The sequence below is a fragment of the Sphaerochaeta globosa str. Buddy genome (assembly GCF_000190435.1).
In the GTDB taxonomy this organism is placed as follows: Bacteria; Spirochaetota; Spirochaetia; order Sphaerochaetales; family Sphaerochaetaceae; genus Sphaerochaeta; species Sphaerochaeta globosa.
The window spans coordinates 1,821,353-1,839,186 of the sequence record NC_015152.1 but is presented as its reverse complement, the minus strand read 5'-3'; the positions used below and the strand labels follow the sequence as shown (position 1 = coordinate 1,839,186).

Annotated in this window: 17 protein-coding genes; 7 read left to right on the top strand and 10 right to left on the bottom strand. The window is 51.1% G+C overall.

Going from position 1 to position 17,834, the window contains the following annotated elements; all coding sequences use genetic code 11:
• Window position 1: 1 nt before the first annotated feature.
• Both SPIBUDDY_RS08580 and SPIBUDDY_RS08575 read right to left on the bottom strand, forming a co-directional pair.
• Complete coding sequence (locus tag SPIBUDDY_RS08580) at window positions 2–751, bottom strand: CPBP family glutamic-type intramembrane protease (RefSeq protein WP_013607363.1); 750 nt, start codon at window positions 749–751, stop codon at window positions 2–4.
• Between the two features lie 100 nt (window positions 752–851).
• Complete coding sequence (locus tag SPIBUDDY_RS08575) at window positions 852–1,709, bottom strand: LCCL domain-containing protein (RefSeq protein ID WP_013607362.1); 858 nt, start codon at window positions 1,707–1,709, stop codon at window positions 852–854.
• A 198-nt stretch (window positions 1,710–1,907) separates the two neighbouring features.
• Between SPIBUDDY_RS08575 and SPIBUDDY_RS08570 the strand changes: the two genes are divergently transcribed.
• Window positions 1,908–3,005 (top strand): PAS domain-containing protein, encoded by a 1,098-nt coding sequence (locus SPIBUDDY_RS08570; protein ID WP_013607361.1) that lies wholly within the window; start codon window positions 1,908–1,910, stop codon window positions 3,003–3,005.
• On the opposite strand, the gene SPIBUDDY_RS08565 is transcribed toward SPIBUDDY_RS08570, so the two are convergent.
• The 3 genes from SPIBUDDY_RS08565 to SPIBUDDY_RS08555 form a co-directional block, all read right to left on the bottom strand.
• Window positions 2,980–4,182, bottom strand: a complete 1,203-nt coding sequence (locus SPIBUDDY_RS08565; RefSeq protein ID WP_013607360.1) for a nucleoside-diphosphate kinase — start codon at window positions 4,180–4,182, stop codon at window positions 2,980–2,982. The genes SPIBUDDY_RS08570 and SPIBUDDY_RS08565 overlap by 26 nt on opposite strands.
• An 84-nt stretch (window positions 4,183–4,266) precedes the next feature.
• Entirely contained in the window at window positions 4,267–4,818 is a 552-nt protein-coding gene (locus tag SPIBUDDY_RS08560) for a cysteine hydrolase family protein (RefSeq protein ID WP_245523761.1), read from the bottom strand.
• Complete coding sequence (locus tag SPIBUDDY_RS08555) at window positions 4,775–5,152, bottom strand: desulfoferrodoxin family protein (RefSeq protein WP_041381261.1); 378 nt, start codon at window positions 5,150–5,152, stop codon at window positions 4,775–4,777. The genes SPIBUDDY_RS08560 and SPIBUDDY_RS08555 overlap by 44 nt, the downstream gene beginning before the upstream one ends.
• 143 nt (window positions 5,153–5,295) lie before the next feature.
• Between SPIBUDDY_RS08555 and SPIBUDDY_RS08550 the strand changes: the two genes are divergently transcribed.
• The 5 genes from SPIBUDDY_RS08550 (at window position 5,296) to phoU (ending at window position 10,087) form a co-directional block, all read left to right on the top strand.
• Window positions 5,296–6,297, top strand: a complete 1,002-nt coding sequence (locus SPIBUDDY_RS08550) for a PstS family phosphate ABC transporter substrate-binding protein (protein WP_013607357.1) — start codon at window positions 5,296–5,298, stop codon at window positions 6,295–6,297.
• A 72-nt stretch (window positions 6,298–6,369) separates the two neighbouring features.
• Window positions 6,370–7,284 (top strand): phosphate ABC transporter permease subunit PstC, encoded by a 915-nt coding sequence (gene pstC / locus SPIBUDDY_RS08545; protein WP_013607356.1) that lies wholly within the window; start codon window positions 6,370–6,372, stop codon window positions 7,282–7,284.
• 1 nt (window position 7,285) lies between these two features.
• Window positions 7,286–8,545, top strand: coding sequence for a phosphate ABC transporter permease PstA (pstA, locus tag SPIBUDDY_RS08540; protein WP_013607355.1), 1,260 nt, complete (start codon window positions 7,286–7,288; stop codon window positions 8,543–8,545).
• Window positions 8,542–9,372 carry a phosphate ABC transporter ATP-binding protein PstB gene (gene pstB, locus SPIBUDDY_RS08535; protein ID WP_013607354.1) on the top strand — a complete coding sequence of 277 codons (831 nt, stop codon included), beginning with the start codon at window positions 8,542–8,544 and terminating at the stop codon, window positions 9,370–9,372. The genes pstA and pstB overlap by 4 nt, the downstream gene beginning before the upstream one ends.
• 16 nt (window positions 9,373–9,388) lie before the next feature.
• The gene (gene phoU, locus SPIBUDDY_RS08530; RefSeq protein ID WP_013607353.1) at window positions 9,389–10,087 is read left to right on the top strand and encodes a phosphate signaling complex protein PhoU; all 699 of its coding nucleotides are present in this window, start codon (window positions 9,389–9,391) and stop codon (window positions 10,085–10,087) included.
• Window positions 10,088–10,095: 8 nt separating this feature from the next.
• On the opposite strand, the gene SPIBUDDY_RS08525 is transcribed toward phoU, so the two are convergent.
• Window positions 10,096–11,931, bottom strand: coding sequence for an ATP-binding protein (locus SPIBUDDY_RS08525; protein ID WP_013607352.1), 1,836 nt, complete (start codon window positions 11,929–11,931; stop codon window positions 10,096–10,098).
• A gap of 174 nt (window positions 11,932–12,105) precedes the next feature.
• Between SPIBUDDY_RS08525 and SPIBUDDY_RS08520 the strand changes: the two genes are divergently transcribed.
• Window positions 12,106–13,179, top strand: a complete 1,074-nt coding sequence (locus SPIBUDDY_RS08520) for a lipid II:glycine glycyltransferase FemX (protein ID WP_013607351.1) — start codon at window positions 12,106–12,108, stop codon at window positions 13,177–13,179.
• Here the strand turns inward: SPIBUDDY_RS08520 and SPIBUDDY_RS08515 are convergent.
• From SPIBUDDY_RS08515 to yqeC, 4 genes are read right to left on the bottom strand one after another with little or no spacing between them, the layout of a single operon-like run.
• Window positions 13,167–14,141, bottom strand: coding sequence for an XdhC family protein (locus SPIBUDDY_RS08515; RefSeq protein WP_013607350.1), 975 nt, complete (start codon window positions 14,139–14,141; stop codon window positions 13,167–13,169). The genes SPIBUDDY_RS08520 and SPIBUDDY_RS08515 overlap by 13 nt on opposite strands.
• Complete coding sequence (locus SPIBUDDY_RS08510) at window positions 14,138–15,262, bottom strand: aminotransferase class V-fold PLP-dependent enzyme (RefSeq protein ID WP_013607349.1); 1,125 nt, start codon at window positions 15,260–15,262, stop codon at window positions 14,138–14,140. Before SPIBUDDY_RS08510 ends, SPIBUDDY_RS08515 begins: the two co-directional genes overlap by 4 nt.
• Window positions 15,263–15,321: 59 nt before the next feature.
• Window positions 15,322–17,124 carry a selenium-dependent molybdenum cofactor biosynthesis protein YqeB gene (gene yqeB, locus SPIBUDDY_RS08505; protein WP_013607348.1) on the bottom strand — a complete coding sequence of 601 codons (1,803 nt, stop codon included), beginning with the start codon at window positions 17,122–17,124 and terminating at the stop codon, window positions 15,322–15,324.
• Window positions 17,121–17,825, bottom strand: coding sequence for a selenium cofactor biosynthesis protein YqeC (yqeC, locus tag SPIBUDDY_RS15695; protein WP_013607347.1), 705 nt, complete (start codon window positions 17,823–17,825; stop codon window positions 17,121–17,123). Before yqeC ends, yqeB begins: the two co-directional genes overlap by 4 nt.
• Between the last annotated feature and the right edge of the window lie 9 nt (window positions 17,826–17,834).

Sequence of the window (17,834 nt, the reverse complement as noted above, 5' to 3'; positions counted from 1 at the left end):
GCTAGAGGATGAAGAAGCGCAAAATCGCTTGGTTGAAGAGGTGGGTGAGGGCATGGGCGAGCATTGCGTACTGCAGGCCTTTTTGTATATACAGAAGCCCAAACACAAAACCCAGCACTCCATTGAGCAAGAAAGCCCGACCGACCAAAAGGGGAGTAAGGGAACCGAAGGCCATCTGCGTCGCAGGAAGGTGTCCGAGTGCAAACAAAAGTGCGGCTAGGGTATTTGCCGTCCAGTAATACCAACGGGGAAGAGGCTTCCCGTTCTTGGTTTTTCTTCCTATAAGATCAAATATGAATACCACAAGCGAGAGGAAAAAAAGACGAAGCATAATCTCTTCGATAATGCCTCCGTAGAGCATGGAGAAAAGAAGGGAAACAAGCGTAAAGGATTCCTTGGTATAAACGGCTTTGATTTGTGGGATCAAGGGAGCAAAGAGAAAGTAATCACTGACCATCACCAAGGCACAGCCAAAGCCCACGAGTATGGTATATATCGTTTCTTTTCTGACGAAGGCAAATGGTTTGATCAAGTCGGTTTTCTGTGCAAGCAGGTAGCCCACGTAGGAGAGAGTGAGGGTATAGATGAAGGCTACCTGGATAAGGGAAGAGAATACAAGCAGTGCGACAGGAGCGTCCATGCCTCCTTGACGCATGACGGTGATATTCGTCATCGCCAGATAGATACTGCATAGCACGCCTACAGGCAATAATCTCAATCCTAATTGTAAGGCACTCTTCTGTAATTTCATGATCAGCTCCTAGGCTCTGACTGTATCTCACTCGTTCTTTGATGACAAGAGAAGAGGGCTGCACTGCAGCCCTCCTCAAGCATTAAGACTCGGTAATCGATCAAAGGACGAAGGTGAATGCATCGATCGGAGCATCAAACTCGTAGCTGGAGATGCCGTTTTTCTCCGAACCGGCAAAGAACGCACGCCTGGGCAACTGCTCCACGGTAACCTTTCCCCCTGCAGCAACGGTAATCAGGCCCGTATGAACGGCAGCACTTCCGATGGGCGTATCACCGGTATAGGGATCTGAGCCCCAAACGTCTCTTAGTGATCCTCCCGCCGGCAAGCTGACGGTCATTCTCTCTCCGATTTCAAGACCGAGCTCCCGTACTGTGTCGGACCATTCGATGTTGACTCCTCCTGTGGATTCCAAGGAAATGGGATTTCCCTGTGCATCCACAAAGATGAAACTCAACGGCCATGATTCGTACGAGCCCGAAACCACTCCGTTACGTAAAAGGCCGCCATAGCTGGTACGGCCATCGGTAATCTCGATGGTGACTTCGCCGCCCTTTGCAAAGGTGATCAAGCCCATGTGTACCGCGGCAGTTCCAATGGAACTGTCGGTGGTATAGACTCCCAGCCCATAGATTGCGGATTCAAACCCATTGGCAGGGAGCTGAAGCGTAACCCGATCACCGATGATGTTGGTAAAACTTTCGGGATTCTGATCCCAGGCTGCAAGCGAAGGCAGCTTTCCTTTGACAGTCTGGGAAGGCGCAGCCTCTTCCTCAATTTCCGCTTCCACCACAGCTGCAGGTTCAACCTCCACTACTTCGGCTTGTTTTGCCTCTTTGGAATATTCAAGATTCAGACTCGGTCCACCGGGCCCAATTTCAAAGGAACCGGATGTGCACCCGATGAGCAGACCGATGAGCAAAAGAACGCTCATCCCCTTCAGCATACCTGTTTTCATGGTTACCCCTCCTAGAGTATGCGGGGCATAGCACAAGTTCGTAGCAAGATTTTGTTGTACCACACCCCAAAAATTGCAATCGACGATATTAGCATACTCTGCATAGGGAGAAACCGAAAGAGGCAGCTCCTGTCATTTTTTGATTTTGTCCTTGCAGGAAAGACTTGCTTGCTACACACTTGAATCAGGAGAGACCGCATGGAACTGATACACAATCCAGATCATCGCATTGAGCAACTGAAGCACTATTTAGGCCTCCTTTGTAGTGGTACGACCGATAAAGAGACCTATCTGAGGTATGCCGGTGTGTTGGAAAGCGCTACTGCCTTCGAAGCAAACAGCGCTCTTGAGTCGATACTCTCTGCTACTAGGGATGTAACGGTGTATACCGCCGCTGTTGCCCGATTCATACGCTCCGTCGGCAAAGGCTTGGAAAGCCAAAGCCTGCCCCGCTATCCCCAGTATTCGTTGTTTGCCTCCCTCGATGAGGAGAATCGGCGGATTGTCCGATATATGGAGGATTTGCAAACCCTGGCAAAAGAGCTGCAAAAGCAAAAGAGTGCAGACCTTTCCCCTCTGCTGGAGAAAACAGCCTCTTTTCATCTGATCAAAGAGCACTATGCACGGTTGCAGAATGAGCTCTTTCCGCTCTTTGAGAAAGCAAGCACCGAGCATAGTTGTGTCAAGTTGATGTGGGCGATTCAGGATACAGCCCTTGGTTTCCAGAAGGAAGTACTTGCTTATGGAGGCAAGGACCTTGGAGCACTATGGAAGGTCTTCGGCCAGTTTTATGTACAGGTTGGAATTCTGAGTTATCGGGAGCAATATATTCTGCTTCCCGTAGCATACCGTGCGCTTTCAACGCAGCAGGAAGTGGGACCGATGCAATCACCGTTCAAGAAATTTGTGAGCAGAACCGGGGCCCTGTCGCAAGAGGAGTTGGAACGAATTTTCTCGATTCTCCCGTTTGACATCGCCTTCATCGGCAGCGATGACCGCCTGAAGTTCTATTCAGACCCACCGCATCGCATATTTGTGCGTACACCCGAAGTCATCGGACGGTTGGTACAAAACTGCCACCCTCCCAAGAGTGTGCATACCGTCCAAGCCATCCTCGACTCCTTCAAAGAAGGGAGGGAGGATTCGGCTGAATTTTATCTGGTAATGAAAGGGAAATTCATCCACATCCAGTACTACGCAGTGCGTAGTACTGATGGTGAGTACCTAGGTTGCATGGAAGTAACCCAGGACGCAACGCATCTCAGGTCTCTTACAGGTGAGAAGCGGCTGCCTTAGAGGCTAAATACTCCGAAATCAGGGAATAACAGAAGTTTTCCTCAGCTTTCAGGACGCCCATCTCACGCTGTGCATTCTCTGCAGAGTCGCTGGCGTGGGCAGCATTGACACGGATATTGGAACCAAACTCTCGTCTGATCGTACCTGCTGTAGCCTTGTTCGGGTCGGTCGCCCCCAAAATGGTGCGGATTTTCTGCACCGCATCCTTGCCTTCATAGACGAGGACCATGCATTTGACCAAACCGGGCTTGTCCAAGTCCTCAGGCTTGCATTCGCTGGGTTTGAGTCCTGCCATGAACTCTACAATCCGCTCGAACTGCTCTTCCGAATACTTGTCGCCGAAGCTGCTGGTCAGAATGTCCTGCATCTGCACATCGAGGTGCACATTGAACTCGTGCTCGAGCAACTCTCGTGCCTGCATGCCGTAGATGGGTGCAAGTTTGGCCTTCAGCCCTTCCTTGGTGGGACCATAGAACTGTAGTGCCTGGTTGACGGACATCTTGAGTACCTTGATACCGACGATTCTCAGCCCGCTGCGGCTGAACATGTCGATGATCATACCGGGTCTGCTTGAAGCATACTTCCAGTTGTCCGGCTTGATGATGACCAATGTCCGCTGTACATCGGCATAATATTCTTCGGGTCTGTTAATGATGATGTTGCTCTGAACTGCAAGCCAGGGTTTGAAAAGGGCAAGGGTGGCATCAGCTTCTATCTGGGACTGGGCAGTAATTACTGCAGGCTCAAAGTATCTGACTTTTTCCTGGCTCTCATCGGTGAAAATCAAATCGGCATAGGTATCGCGAATCGATTCTCCGATAACGGTTTCAACGCTTCCGGTCTCTTTCTGGAAAGAACCCACCACCTGGGAAAGCTGTTCACAGGGATTTTCGCCTTTGAACAACAATAAAAGTGAGCGATGCCGCACGCCAAGGGATGGACCCATGCTCTGTTCGATATAGTCAGAGAGCAGATCGGATATCTTGAAACCTTCGACTTTCTTTCTATTCTTGATGATACTTGCATATTCACTGGCGAACTGTTGGTCCATTGCAACCATTTGCACGCCGACTAGTTCCAATGAAATGCGGGAGAGGAGTCTGGATAGTACCCCGCCGGTTCTACTTTTTGCGACCGTATAGGGTGTCACCAGAACATACGATAAGGACTGTTCCATGAGCAGCCTCCTTCTAGGGATGTCTGTATATCGTATCCTACAAGGCAGGCGGTGAGTTTGTCCATCGGGTTACGGGCAAACGACCTAAAATACTTCTATTTGACAGGACCTCATCGTCTCCAGTGCTGCATGATGAGCTTGTATACTGGTTCCTGCACAACAAGCACTATCAACCACTATGGGAAGCTCAGGGCAGAACGCCTTGATAAGCAACGCATTGGAAACAACGCAAATGTCGGTACAGACCCCAACCAGCTGTACCTGACTGATCTCAGGATGCAGGGAAATCCACTGTGCAAGTGCAACGGAACCAAACGTTGGTTTCTCAAAACAGTGTGCAGTACTGAGCAAACGCTGAAGTGAAGGCACCAACGAGTGGCCTTCGCTTCCCTTGATGCAATGCTCTACTGCCAGATGCCTGCCTTCACTGGTTGCAAGGTAGTCGCTTTGATGGGTGTCCAAGGTATAGGCAAGCAGTCCTTCGTGCCGACTGATTTTCTGTTCCACCTTGCTGACTACTTTTTCAGCTTCCTTGGAGCCCAGGCTCCCGCTTATGAAATCCTGTTGCATGTCGATGACGACAAGCAGGGATTTAGAATGAGACTTTGAAGAGTCCGTGGACATTGCAGTAGACATATACATCTCCATGATCTTTATCGGTGAATACCGTCGTTGCAGGGCTGTTGCTCTTGATGTCGCTGCGCCTGATCGTCTGCTTGGTGACAAGAACGATGCAGGTGATCTGATGGTCCTCACTCTGCGGATGGGGCTTTTTGCCTACCTCCACATACAAGAGTCCTGAACGATGCTTCAACACGGGCAAATGATACTCATCGGCTTGGTCCTCGGTTTTTGCGGTAAGCAGTTGCATGCTCTGCCCGCAACAGGTCAGCGAGTGACCTCCGTTATCGATGAGCTCCACAAGCGAGTGACAGACTGGACAGCGATAAAAAAGAAGTTTCTTTGCCATACCTATAAGGTACTGAGGTTGGACGAAAGAGGAAAGGGGTAGGGCCCCTGCAATGTTCAATGAAATATTCATGGTCTCTGCACACTTTTCTCATATATTGCCCGTACGCTATGGCCATCACAGTTCCCAATATGGAGGAAACCATGAAAAAAGCAACTATCGTAATGATCGCCATTTTGGCTCTTCTGATGCTTCCCGTCTTTGGTGCAGGATCGAAGGAAGCAAAACCGCAGGAAACTACTCAATTCGCCTGGGTTGAAGAACAGGGAGTCAATGGACTTCCCGGTGTCAACCCGATCAAGGTAAGCGGAAATATCATCACAGCCGGCAGTTCCACCGTGTATCCCTTGTCCGAACGAATGGCTGAGCGTTTCAAGCAGGAAGGCTACAGCGGTGTCATCACCATCGATTCCATAGGCAGCGGTGCAGGCTTTGAGCGTTTTACCGTAGCCGGTGAAACCGATATCGCCAATGCGAGCCGCGCCATCAAGGCCAAGGAAATCGAGGCTGCCAAGCTCATCGGCCGCTCTCCCATCGAGTTCCGTGTCGGCACCGATGCCCTTGCTGTCGTGGTGAGCAACCAGAATACCTTTGCAAAGAATGTTACCAAGGAAGAGCTGGCCAAACTGTTCAGTACCGCCAAGAATTGGTCTGACGTAAATCCCGCTTGGCCCAATGAACCGATCCAGCGCTTCATCCCCGGAACCGATAGCGGCACCTTCGACTACTTCAGTGAAGAAGTGTTCAAGAACAATCCCGAGCCGATGCTTTCAGCCCAGAACCTGCAACTCAGTGAGGATGACAACATTCTGGTACAGGGAATCAAGGGTTCTCCCTACGCCGTCGGATTCTTCGGATATGCCTACTACGCCGAGAATGCAGACAGCCTTAGCATCCTCTCGATCAACTCCGTACAAGCAAGCAAGGCGAATGTCGACAACGGGACCTATCCCTTGGCAAGGCCGCTTTTCATCTACAGTGATGCACAGATCATGAGAAGTAAGAGCCAGGTTGCAGCCTTCATCGACTTCTACCTCAGCTATGTCAATGAAGAGGTCATCGGTGTAGGGTACTTCCCGGCTAATGACGAGGAACTTGAGAAAGGTCGCCAGACCTGGCTCAAAGCAATGAACGGCACCTACTAAGAAATGAGATTGAAAGAGGGTATAGGCCGCAGTATGCGGCCTATGGCCTTCCTTGAAAAGGATGTTGCATCTATGCCGACCCAAAATACACAGTTCAGAAAGAAACATCGATTGCATGAACGGATCATCGAAGCAATCATGTTTTTATTCGCCCTGTTTTCCTTACTGATTACTGTCGGGATTGTAGTCATTTTGCTACGTGAGTCCTATCTGTTCTTCAGCGATCCGAAAGTCAATCTGCTGGGGTTTCTAACCGGTAAGGATTGGCAGCCGATGATCGACCAGTTCGGCTTTCTTCCCTTGCTCAACGCAACCTTCACCACCAGCATCATAGCGATGTTGCTGGGCATCCCCGTAGGGCTGTTTGTGGCAGTGTACCTTGCAGAATATGCGAGTGACCGCATGCGGGGCATTCTTAAACCCACGTTGGAAGTGCTAGCCGGCATTCCGACCATCGTCTATGGGTATTTCGCCCTTACTTTCATGACGCCACTCTTACGAATGCTGTTTGGACAAGAGCGCGTGGAAATCTACAACACTGGTTCCGCCGGCTTGGTAATCGGCATTCTCGTCCTCCCTTTGATTGCCACCATGGCCGAGGATGCAATCAGCTCGGTGCCCAAGGAGTTGCGTCTGGCCTCCTATGCATTGGGAGGGACAAAGATTGAAACCACCTTCCAAGTGGTAATTCCTGCCGCATTGAGTGGTCTTTCGGCTACCTTCCTGTTAGCTCTCTCAAGGGCAATCGGAGAGACGATGGTTGTCGCTCTCGCCGCGGGGGCTGGTCCGAAACTGACTGCCGATCCCTTCAAGGCAGCTGAGACGATTACCGGGTACATCGTACGAATCAGCGGGGGGGATGTCAGTTACAACTCTGTTGACTACAACAGCATTTTCGCCCTTGGTCTGGTGCTCTTTCTGATCACCTTTACGCTGAATCTGATATCCCGAAAGATTTCCAACGTGTTCCATCAGGAGTATGAATAATATGCAAAGTTCCTTCGCATTTGGCACACAAGAGAATGTTCTCCGGTTGATGGAGAAGCGAAGAAGAGCCTCGGTGGTTTGGCAGGCAGTCTTTTTGCTGGCAACTTCCCTGGCGATTCTGTTCCTGGTGTTGTTGCTGGTCTCGGTCATCGACTCCACCTTCGGTTTTGCTGCCCTGCAGTATGATGTTGAACCGAAAACCCTTATTGCAGGCAAGCAGCACCTCTCCGAGTTTTCTCATCTGGAACTTGAACAGGTTGCAAAGAGCCGGCTCTCGGGCGGCATCCTTCGGCGTGTGGAGTACGAGAAACCTATCGCTGACCGCTCCGACAAGGATTTGATCGCCCTTATCGAGCAGCATGTGATCAAGCCCACCGTTCTCAGGACGTGGGGCCTTTGGGATTCCTTGGTGAACCAGGGACAAATCGATGCATACCTCTCTGAACAGGAAGGCGCGCATCTGACATTCAAGAGCTGGCTTACCTTTGACTTCCTCGTAGCCGACCAGAGTGCAAATCCTTTGTATGCAGGTATCAGAACCGCCTTGCTGGGCTCGTTGTGGATTATTCTAATCACGTTCCTGTTTGCCTTTCCCATCGGGGTCGGCTCGGCTGTCTATCTGCAGGAATATGCCCCCGATACGAAAGTATCCCGGATTTTGCAGCTTAATATATTCAACCTCAGCGCCGTGCCTTCGATCATCTATGGCCTATTGGGGTTGGCAGTCTTTGTCCGGGCGATGGAAGGTTTTACCAGCGGCTCATTCTTCTCAAGGGTTGCCGATTCCACCGCCAATGGAAGAACCATCCTAAGTGGTGGCCTGACACTGGGCTTGCTCGTGTTGCCCATTATCATCATCAACACCCAAGAAGCACTGAAAGCCGTCCCTGATACCCTGAGAATGTCCAGTTATGGTATTGGGGCAACCAAATGGCAGACCATTTGGGGGCAGGTATTGCCGGTCTCAATCGACCGGATTCTTACCGGGACCATTCTTGCCCTCTCAAGGGCCCTTGGAGAAACAGCTCCCTTGGTGGTCATCGGAGCATCCACGTTCATCAGTGTCGACCCTTCAGGAATTTTTTCCAAGTTTACGACATTGCCCATTCAGATTTATCAGTGGTCCGCACGACCCCAGGGTGCATATCGCAATGTGGCGGGAGCTGCGATCATTGCCCTTTTGATCCTGCTCATGGCTCTGAACAGCAGCGCCATCATACTACGAGACAAACTATCCAAGAAGAAGAGGATGGAATCATGAATACTACCAATTTGGCCGAGAATCTGCAGCTGCCCTTCCAAAGTGAGAGCAGTGTGGAGCCTCTGAAAACCATTATCAGCCTTGATAATGTCAACATCCGCTATGGCTCCTTTCATGCGGTGAAGGATGCAAGTATGGAAATCTATGAGCATCAGGTCACCGCGTTCATCGGGCCCTCGGGATGTGGAAAAAGTACTGTGCTGAGAAGCATCAACCGCATGAATGACATGATTCGCGGTGCAACACTGCAAGGCAAGGTCTTGTTCAATGGACAGGACCTCTACGAGAAATCTGTCGATCCCGTTCTGATTCGAAGACGAATCGGCATGGTTTTCCAGAAACCCAATCCGTTCCCCAAATCCATTTATGAGAATATTGCCTGGGGAGCACGGGTGAATGGATACCGGGGCGATTACGATGAATTGGTTGAGACCAGCCTGCAGAGAGCTGCCTTGTGGGATGAGGTCAAGGATAAGCTCAAGCAGAATGCCCTGCGCCTCAGCGGCGGGCAACAACAGAGGCTGTGCATCGCCCGTACCATTGCCGTACAACCGGAAGTGATACTCATGGATGAACCCGCTTCAGCACTCGATCCCATCGCCACCTCGAGAATTGAGGAGCTGATCCTTCAGCTGAAGCAGTCCTACACCATCATCATTGTCACACATAATATGGGACAGGCCAGCCGTGTCTCCGACTACACGGCCTTTTTCATGGTGGATCAGAACAGAACCGGATACCTACAGGAGTACGAAGCAACCGAGCAACTGTTCCTCAATCCGGTACACAAGAAGACTGAAGAGTATATATCGGGAAAATTCGGTTGATCGAAGGAGGTACGACATGGACGAAAAACATACCAGTATGCTGGATGAGAAAATGCGGTTTTTTCAGGAGTTGTTGATCCAGATGGTGAACAGGGTGGAGGAGTCAATCCTGTTGGCCCATGCAGCGTTCAGCAATCACGATGAGGAATTGGCAAAGAAAGTCATTGCCAATGATTGGTTCATAGACCAACTGCAGGAGATGGTGGAGAACGACGGGGTACGTCTGCTTATCAGCGAAGCTCCGTACGGCCATTATATGCGCCATATTATTGCAGGTATGAAAATTGTTTCCAGTCTGGAGCGCATGGGAGACCATGCCGCCCACCTCGCAAAAATGACAAGGTGGGAGGAGTCTCCGCAGTTTGCCCCCTTTGTCCAGCGCATCAGCGAGATGGCCTTGCTCGGGGCTACCATGACGCGCCGTGCAGTGGAAGCCTTCATCGATGTCAAGGCTGAGAAGGCTATCGAGGTGGCTGCCATGGATGACCAGATGGATCAGCTGCGTGATGACCTCAATCGTGATTTGTATGCACTGAAGCCTGAGACGGAGAAAGAGATGGAACGGATTTTAAATCTCTACTATCTGACCAAGGAAATGGAGCGCCTCGGTGATCACGTGACGACCATCTGCCGCTGGATTGTCTACATGGAGAAAGGGCAGCGCCCCAAACTCAATGGACCGAAACTGCAGAATCAAGCCATCCCGAGAGTCTGATTCCTGTATTATGGGGCGTTGTGGTACAACGAATCACTGCGCTCTTCCAATTCCTGCAATATTGAGCCACTTCGAGGCAGCTTGAGAATAAACAGGCTGCCTTTTCCTACCTCGCTTTGCACCGCAACACTACCATGGTGCACAGCAGTGATGTGCTTGACGATGGAAAGTCCCAGCCCGGTTCCCCCTTGGCTTCGGCTGCGTGCCGCGTCCACCCGGTAGAACCGCTCAAAAATTCGTTCCTGATCTTCTTTGGGTATCCCGATTCCTTCATCCTTGACCGTGAAGGTGGCTGTTTCATCATCCACGTGACAACCAAGCACGACGACGGATCGTTCGGCGGAATAGGTCAGTGCATTGATTACCAGATTTGTAAGAGCCTGGGTGAGCAGCATCCCGTTGCAGAGAACTTCGTACTCCGATGGATTATCCACCACCAGGCTCAGCGTACTCTGCTTCTCCTCGAATCGATACTTGCAACTCTGAACGGTCTCCTCAAGTATCTGCTCGATGCGTGTCCAAGCCATGGTTGGATGGGCGTTTGTCTGTTCGAGGCTGGAAAGCAGCAACAGGTCATCGACGATTCTCTGCATGCCTGCAGCCTGGCGATGGATGATTTGGGTGAATCGTTGGTATTCCTGATCGTTCTTTGCTTGCAGCAGGGCCTCTGAGAATCCCGTAATGGAAGTAATGGGTGTTTTCAGCTCGTGGGAGACATTTGCGACAAAATCTTTTCGTATTTGCTCCAAGCGGGTGAGTTCGGTCATATCCTGGATGGAAACAACCAGTGAGTTGACTTGCCCTGAATCGGTGGTAAGCGCTGAACAGAGGAATCGAAGGGTTTTTGTTTTTCGCTTTCCGATTACAGAGGCGGTCTGCCCATAGAGATGGTTGTATTGCGCTATGGTAAGGGAATTGCTTCCACCTTCCTTATAGCAAGTGTTGCAAAGTGCAATGACCTGAGGTGCACTGATCACCTCACTGAGGCGGCGACCCAAAAGATTCCCATTCAGCAGCTTGGCTGCTTCCTGGTTGGCCACCTCGACAGTAAGTGTAGTGTCCAAGAGGAGAATGCCTTCATGCAGGTTGTCCAGAATGGCCTTAAGCCGATTGTGCGCCGTCTCTACGCTTTCCATATTGGTACGCAACAGATGCGCCATTTGCTGAAGCGATGTTGCAAGTTCGGCCATTTCCCTGGGACGTTGGATGGTTAGTGATGTCTTGAGTTGCCCTTGGGAATAGCGTTTAACCAAGTCTTGTATTTTCTTCAAGGGCTTGGTGATCAAGAGAATCGATATTGTGGCTATGAGTAAGCCCAGAACTACAAGAATTGTCAAATTTGCAAGAAACAGATTCTGATAGGTTTGTTGGAACCCTTTCAGCTGGTTCAAGGTCTTGGAAACGCGCAGAACTGCGATGCTGGGATGGCCTTCTATAGAGAGGGCATAATACAGAACAGGAAGGTTTTCAGTGGTGCTGGGTCGCTCGCTCTGGGAACTTCCCGTGGATAAAGCCTGCTGTACTTCCTGTCGATACAGATGGTTGTTCAAATCAGAAAGCGGGTATTCGGAGTCAAAGAGCACCACCCCGTCTAGTGCGATCAGGGTGATTCTGGTTGCCGTGGATTGGGCGTATGCATCGAAGTGCCCTTCCTGCCATGGATGTGAATACTGTGCGATGAGATTTCTGAGGTATTCGCCATTCTCTTGCAGTTCGGCATAGGTGGTCTCCCTCAGTGCAGCGTTGAATGCCCGATTGGAGAAACCGAAACTGAGAATAAGGCTCAAGAGGAGGATGAGAAGGGTGGAAACAAGCAGATTGGAACGGATGCTTGAAAATTTCATGGTACCAACTCCCAAACAAGGAAAGGATTGTGCATAGGTGTACTGTAGCAAGGATGAAGTGAGGGACACAAGGATGAGGCACCAAATTCATAGTTTTCTCATATCTTCATCCGCTCTTCCTTCTTTTTTCTTTTCGTGATATGGTTTTCCAAAAATCATATTAGGGAGCATGCGATGAACGTCAGTGTGCAGGAGAAAGAACCTGCGTACCTCTATGATACTCCGCTGTTGCATCAATCCTCATTTTGGTCACAAGTAAAACAAAAACAAGGTTTCGAAACGAAAGCTTTCGATTTGAAAGTCCGCTCAGAAGACTTGCAGGGGTCTCCAGCCTCCTCTTATGTCCTGGACGACGTGCTGGTGCAACTGGTGCCTGTCAACAGGGAGCAGACCATCGGCTATGTACCCTACGGGCCGGTACTCAGTCCCCAAGAGGACCGCATGGGGCTATTCTTGGAAGAGCTATCCATGAATCTTCAACAGAAGCTGCCACGACACTGCATCCTGTTGCGGTATGACCTTCCTTGGCGCACCATCTGGGAGGATGAGGATTTACCGCTGTCACTGCAGAACCTGAGATTGAATTGGGGTACCAGCAGGCACAACTTGCAAAAGTCTGTCTCCAACCAACTTCCCAGCGATACCATGCTCATCGACCTCAGGCCTAGTGAGGAAGAAATACTCTCAAGAATGCATTATAAAACGCGCTACAACATCAATCTAGCATTGCGAAAAGGAGTGGAGGTACGTCAGGTGGGACACGACCACCTCGATACCTTCTATGCATTGTATCGCGAGACGTGTGAACGCAATCGCATCAATCTGCATGACCGATCTTTTTTTGAATCCCTCTACGGACCTTCGGATGAGAGTGCCGGAGTGACGTTGCTCATGGCCTTTTTTGAGGGAAAACCGTTGAGTGCCATGTTCCTCAGCCGCTCGAAGAATCGAGCGACCTATCTCTATGGCGCTTCATCGTCAGAACTGAGAAACACCATGAGCACCTATGCCCTGCAGTGGGGTGCCATAACGCTGGCAAAAAGCTGGAACTGCAACGAGTATGACTTGTTTGGTGTATCACCCTCCCAGGAAAAGGACCATCCGATGAGTGGGCTGTACTCCTTCAAAAAAGGGTTCGGGGGTAGTTTGCTGCACCGCATGGGCTGCTGGGATTTCGCCTACAATGAGGAGGACGCAAGAAACCTCTTTGCCTATGAGATGGTGGGAGAGGGCTATCACCACCGCTGAAAGAGCACGCGCACCATCCCCCCGCAAATCATCCCAAGCTCTGAGGCCTTTGCATTGGACAGGTTATAGACGGCCACCTGCTCGGCGATGGTGCACTCTTTTTGCATCTGTTTGGCCGTCTCTAGTGCCTTGGCTTCCACAGCACCCCCTCCGATGGTCCCTTCAACCGTTCCATCCTCAAACACTACCAGCTGAAAGCCTACCTCGCAGGGAGCCGAACCGGTTTTTTCTATCACCCGGGCCAAGACGTAGCTCTGCCTGCTATGGGCAAGGTGGGTGAGCAGATTCCTGTCCAGCTGTACTGCTTGCGGTGTCAATCGGGCTGTCTGGATAATCTGGGCAAGAATGGAGATGGCGATTTCAGCGGCGGTCACCGCCTTGATGGGAAGTCCGATCGGGGAGTGGACTTGATCAAGTTGTGCTTGGGTAAACCCAAGGCTCAGCAGATTTGAAAAGGTTGCCGCAACCTTGGTTTTACTGCCGATCATACCGATATACCGGTGGGGAAGGTTCAGAATTTTTTGTAGACACACTTGGTCAAACATGTGACCACGCGTAGCAATGACGAAGTAGGGTCGGATCCACGTCTGTTTGCACTCCAACACTTCTTCAAAAGGCGCACACAGACAGCTCTCAGAAGGAAATCGTTCGTGATTGCAATACTCTTTTCGTTCATCGATGATTGTCGTGTGATACCCAAGCCGCCTTGCGTACGTTGCAAGCTCCAAAGCGATGTGGCCGCCTCCGCAGATGACCAGTTCCACGTCGGTTTGCAGTAGTTCTGTCAGCACCTCTCCAGTTTCCCAGTCCGGTTCGCTGTCATATCGCCAAGCAAGCAGCTGCCCATCCTGGGAGAGCTCCTCACAGCCTACAGAGGGGCCGCTTATCAGTGTTTTCCGAATGACATCGCCTTTTTGTAATGCGTGAAGCAACAGTGCTTGGTAGGAAGTAGGGTTAATCACGATAAAAGCTCCTTCATTGCCGCAATGGTATAGTCTATCTGTTCGCTCGTCGTCGCCCAACCGCAGCTGAATCGTATGGTTCCCGTCTGCAGCGTTCCCAAGCTTTGGTGGGCAAGGGGAGCACAATGCAGGCCGTAGCGAGTCTGGATGCCATATTCCGATCCAAGACGGTAGGCAAGTTCGGCAAGGTCGAATCCTTGCACGATGATGCTGAGTACGCTGGTGCGCTCCTGCATGGTTTTGGGCCCAATGACGGTGATTCGGCCGTCTGAGAGAAAATAGGAGAGTAATCGGCTGCAACTTGTACGATCAGCATCGCCTTTCTTGGGCAGAAAATCCAATGCGGCAGAAAGTCCGACGATTCCTACAATGTTTTGTGTCCCCGCTTCCAGTCTGTCAGGAAACGTTTCGGGCATGGCAAAGCTGTCACTTCTGCTGCCCGTCCCCCCTCCGACGGTGGGAACTATGTTGTTTGCAAGTTGCTCTGAGAGGACAAGGCCCCCAACTCCTTGCGGTCCGGCAAGGCCTTTGTGGCCGGTGAAGGCGATTGCATCGATCAAGGTGGGCTGGAGCCGGCAATCGACGGTGGGTGTTCCTTGGGCCGCATCGATGCAGGTCCAAAGTCCGTAGCTTTGGGCAAGCATTGCCGCCTTTTGGATAGGCTGGATGGTCCCCGTTACATTGGATGCACTGCTCAGTATGAGAGCCTTGGTTTTAGCTTTGATCAGAGCCGGCATCGCCTCAGGGATAAGTCTGCCTTCGCTGTCGCACGGAATGATTGAGTAGGGAATACCATGCACATGCAGGGCTCGCATGACTGCGTTGTGCTCTACGCCGCTGACCAAGACATGGTCGTCACGTGTCAGAAGGCCCGCAATCAAGGTGTTCAGGGCAGTGGTGACATTCAGCGAGAATGTTACCAGGCGAGGGTTGTCCGAGCCAAAAAGTTTAGCCAGTTTGGCCCTGCAGTCCATCACATTTTCCATGGCTTGGAAGGCATGCTCATAGCTGCCCCTACCGGGATTGGCTGCATTCTCAGTCAGGTAGTCATTCATTGCCTGAACTACTCCCACGGCTTTGGGAAAGGAGGTGGAGGCATTGTCCAAATAGATTCTGCGCATGGTATCAGTGTAGCCGAAAGCAATGTATTAATCCATTAAAGTTTTAAAAAATCAATGGCTTATGCTCGGTTGAGAAACGCATCCAAGGCCTCAAGTACAGCTCCTGCTATGGCATAGGCCTTCTCGCTGACTGTAGTATGATCAGCCTCTTCTCCCCTTGGGTCGATATCGGCCACCTTGAAATGTTCACTGACAGTAAGACCCGAATTGAGCAAGCCCCTCAGCTTGCCATCAATCGGGGCGACAATCGGCTCTCCATCCACCCAGGCGATGATACTGCCTTTACTTACTATATCCCCAACTTTGCATGCAGCTTTGAAAACTCCACTTTTGGGGGAGTGGAGCACCCGCTCCTTGCCAAATCCATCCACTAAGCCTGGGATGCCGGTATTTGCTATAGCACACCCTTTTCTGATGATGCGTCCAAGGCTGTGTCCCCGCTTGGTCTCTATGACCACATCAGCATCCACTCCCGCCTCAAAGCCCGGACCGAGGGCAATGACGAACGGAGCGTCGTCGATGCGGGTCCCCAGATTTCGTTTCGCGATAATTGCATCCACAACACAGACGGGATTGACTTCTGCAATGCATTGCATGTCAGGATCACAAAGGATGGGGATACGCTTCTCATCCAGCACGTTGAACGCCTCTTTGACACTGCTGCAACGTTGCGCTTGGACGCCCTCGACTATTACCGTACCGCTATACATGGCTTGGGCGAGGCTGACGGTGGTTCGGATGACTGTCGGCTGTTCGGTCTCCAGAACGATAACCCGATAGCCACTGCGATGAAGCCTGAGGATTACTCCTGTTGCCAAATCGCCGCCCCCCCGAACCAATACGACCTTTTTGCCCAGGTTCTTCATGCTGCCACCGCTTGCGTTATGAAATACTTTCATGACTTCTGCAATGACCGACACAGCAATTTCCTGGGGTGTTTCACTTGCCAAGTCAAGTCCGATAGGGCAGTAAAGCTTTTCCAGTGCCTCAGAATCGAGATGAAAAGAGGTAACAAGTTTTTTAGCTTTGTGACGCGAGCCGAGTACCCCAAGGTATGCAATATCTTTTTCCAGCAACAGTTTGGCGGCTTGCTGGTCGAACGCGTGGCTTGCGATGATACAAGCGGTATGATGATTGCAGTCCACATCCCCCAGGGCCATTTCAAGGGTCGGGGCAACGACGCGTCGCTTGGCGTGAGGAAATAAATCCGCTGTCGCAAATTCACTTCGCGTCTCTACCACTTGGGTGGACAACCCGACAAAATGGGCAAGATTGGCTATCGCTTGATTCACATGACCACCTCCGATAAGCAGCAGGCCATGCGCTTGGACCGGCACACTCAGGTGGCACATCCAGTTGGAATTTTGTATGTAGCGTGCCCTGTCCTCTGCGAGTGCTTGCTTGGCTTGGGTGAGGAACTCAGCATGGACATCGCCGATGGTAGCCCCTCCTTCAGAGAGCCCTAAAAGGGAGAGCGACGGCAGGATCTGTAGGCCCATGACATGGTGCATCTGATGTTCTTGCCATACACCGAACTGCAGGAAAGCCGTTTGTACAGCTTCGTTGGTAGAGGCAAGCAACAAGAGGTGCACTGTCCCGGCATCGGCAATTTCTGCCTGCGCAACTTGGTACTTGAGATACCGATACGGCTCCCCGTTTTGTAAGAGAACCAAGGCCTGCCTTTGTGCATAGGCTTCAGTCTCTCCTCCCCCGATGGTACCGGTGATGGTTCCCTCTTCATCGACAACCATCGAGCCTTGGCTTCGGCTTGCAGAACCCTCTGTTTTAAGGATGCTGATATACACAAATTTCTTGGCCTCACCAATGAGCGTGACAGCCTGCTGTACTACTATTGTATTCATACTACCTTCCTGTAAAAAAGTCTGTCGGTCTGCATGGAACCAAAAAAGAGCGGTGCCCGGTCATACCTTGAGCTAAGGTGGGACATGGTATCAAACGTTGTGCTTTCCGCCTGATTGCAAAGCACCAGCGTTTTTCCTATTGCCGCTTTCAATACGCCTTGTGGATGCGTCAACAACTGGAGATAGGCATTTTCATCTGCGATACGATCGGGATCTCCCTCCCATCCAAAGCAACATTGGCCAAGAGGTTGATCCCAACCGGACATACCGACCACTGCCAGCGTTGTGGTGGTGAAATCTGGTACGACTGGGTCTCGTTCACTGTGAAGCTTCAAAGGTTTGTGCTGTGCTCCATCAGCTTCAAGCAGCAGAACATCGTATGTTGCAGTAAAGGCTTGTAGCTCTTCAAGGGGAGGAGCAAGTGCCTTCTCTGTGCCTTGGAGGGCATAGAAGACCTTCTGCCCTTTTGATGGTTTGTAGAGCTGGATGCGTTCATCGCTGAAGTAGGTGTCGCAAAGGTAGTCTCGTTTGGAAGGGAGCTCGAGCTTGGTGGTCGTAGAGACCAAAACCCGTTTGCCACGCTGGGCGTACAGCGATGCGAGTGCAATCAGGGTGGTGGTTTTTCCTCCGCTTCCCGTGATGCTGATGCAATGAGTGTCCTCATCGATGTACGTACTGAGTGCAGCAAGCAAACTAGCCATGAAAAAAAC

Excerpts from the sequence above, each read along its gene's own strand:
- SPIBUDDY_RS08580 (WP_013607363.1), bottom strand. The coding sequence starts at position 751 with ATGAAATTACAGAAGAGTGCCTTACAATTAGGATTGAGATTATTGCCT.
- SPIBUDDY_RS08575 (WP_013607362.1), bottom strand. The coding sequence starts at position 1,709 with ATGAAAACAGGTATGCTGAAGGGGATGAGCGTTCTTTTGCTCATCGGT.
- SPIBUDDY_RS08570 (WP_013607361.1), top strand. The coding sequence starts at position 1,908 with ATGGAACTGATACACAATCCAGATCATCGCATTGAGCAACTGAAGCAC.
- SPIBUDDY_RS08565 (WP_013607360.1), bottom strand. The coding sequence starts at position 4,182 with ATGGAACAGTCCTTATCGTATGTTCTGGTGACACCCTATACGGTCGCA.
- SPIBUDDY_RS08560 (WP_245523761.1), bottom strand. The coding sequence starts at position 4,818 with ATGTCTACTGCAATGTCCACGGACTCTTCAAAGTCTCATTCTAAATCC.
- SPIBUDDY_RS08555 (WP_041381261.1), bottom strand. The coding sequence starts at position 5,152 with ATGGCAAAGAAACTTCTTTTTTATCGCTGTCCAGTCTGTCACTCGCTT.
- SPIBUDDY_RS08550 (WP_013607357.1), top strand. The coding sequence starts at position 5,296 with ATGAAAAAAGCAACTATCGTAATGATCGCCATTTTGGCTCTTCTGATG.
- pstC (WP_013607356.1), top strand. The coding sequence starts at position 6,370 with ATGCCGACCCAAAATACACAGTTCAGAAAGAAACATCGATTGCATGAA.
- pstA (WP_013607355.1), top strand. The coding sequence starts at position 7,286 with ATGCAAAGTTCCTTCGCATTTGGCACACAAGAGAATGTTCTCCGGTTG.
- pstB (WP_013607354.1), top strand. The coding sequence starts at position 8,542 with ATGAATACTACCAATTTGGCCGAGAATCTGCAGCTGCCCTTCCAAAGT.
- phoU (WP_013607353.1), top strand. The coding sequence starts at position 9,389 with ATGGACGAAAAACATACCAGTATGCTGGATGAGAAAATGCGGTTTTTT.
- SPIBUDDY_RS08525 (WP_013607352.1), bottom strand. The coding sequence starts at position 11,931 with ATGAAATTTTCAAGCATCCGTTCCAATCTGCTTGTTTCCACCCTTCTC.
- SPIBUDDY_RS08520 (WP_013607351.1), top strand. The coding sequence starts at position 12,106 with ATGAACGTCAGTGTGCAGGAGAAAGAACCTGCGTACCTCTATGATACT.
- SPIBUDDY_RS08510 (WP_013607349.1), bottom strand. The coding sequence starts at position 15,262 with ATGCGCAGAATCTATTTGGACAATGCCTCCACCTCCTTTCCCAAAGCC.
- yqeB (WP_013607348.1), bottom strand. The coding sequence starts at position 17,124 with ATGAATACAATAGTAGTACAGCAGGCTGTCACGCTCATTGGTGAGGCC.
- yqeC (WP_013607347.1), bottom strand. The coding sequence starts at position 17,825 with ATGGCTAGTTTGCTTGCTGCACTCAGTACGTACATCGATGAGGACACT.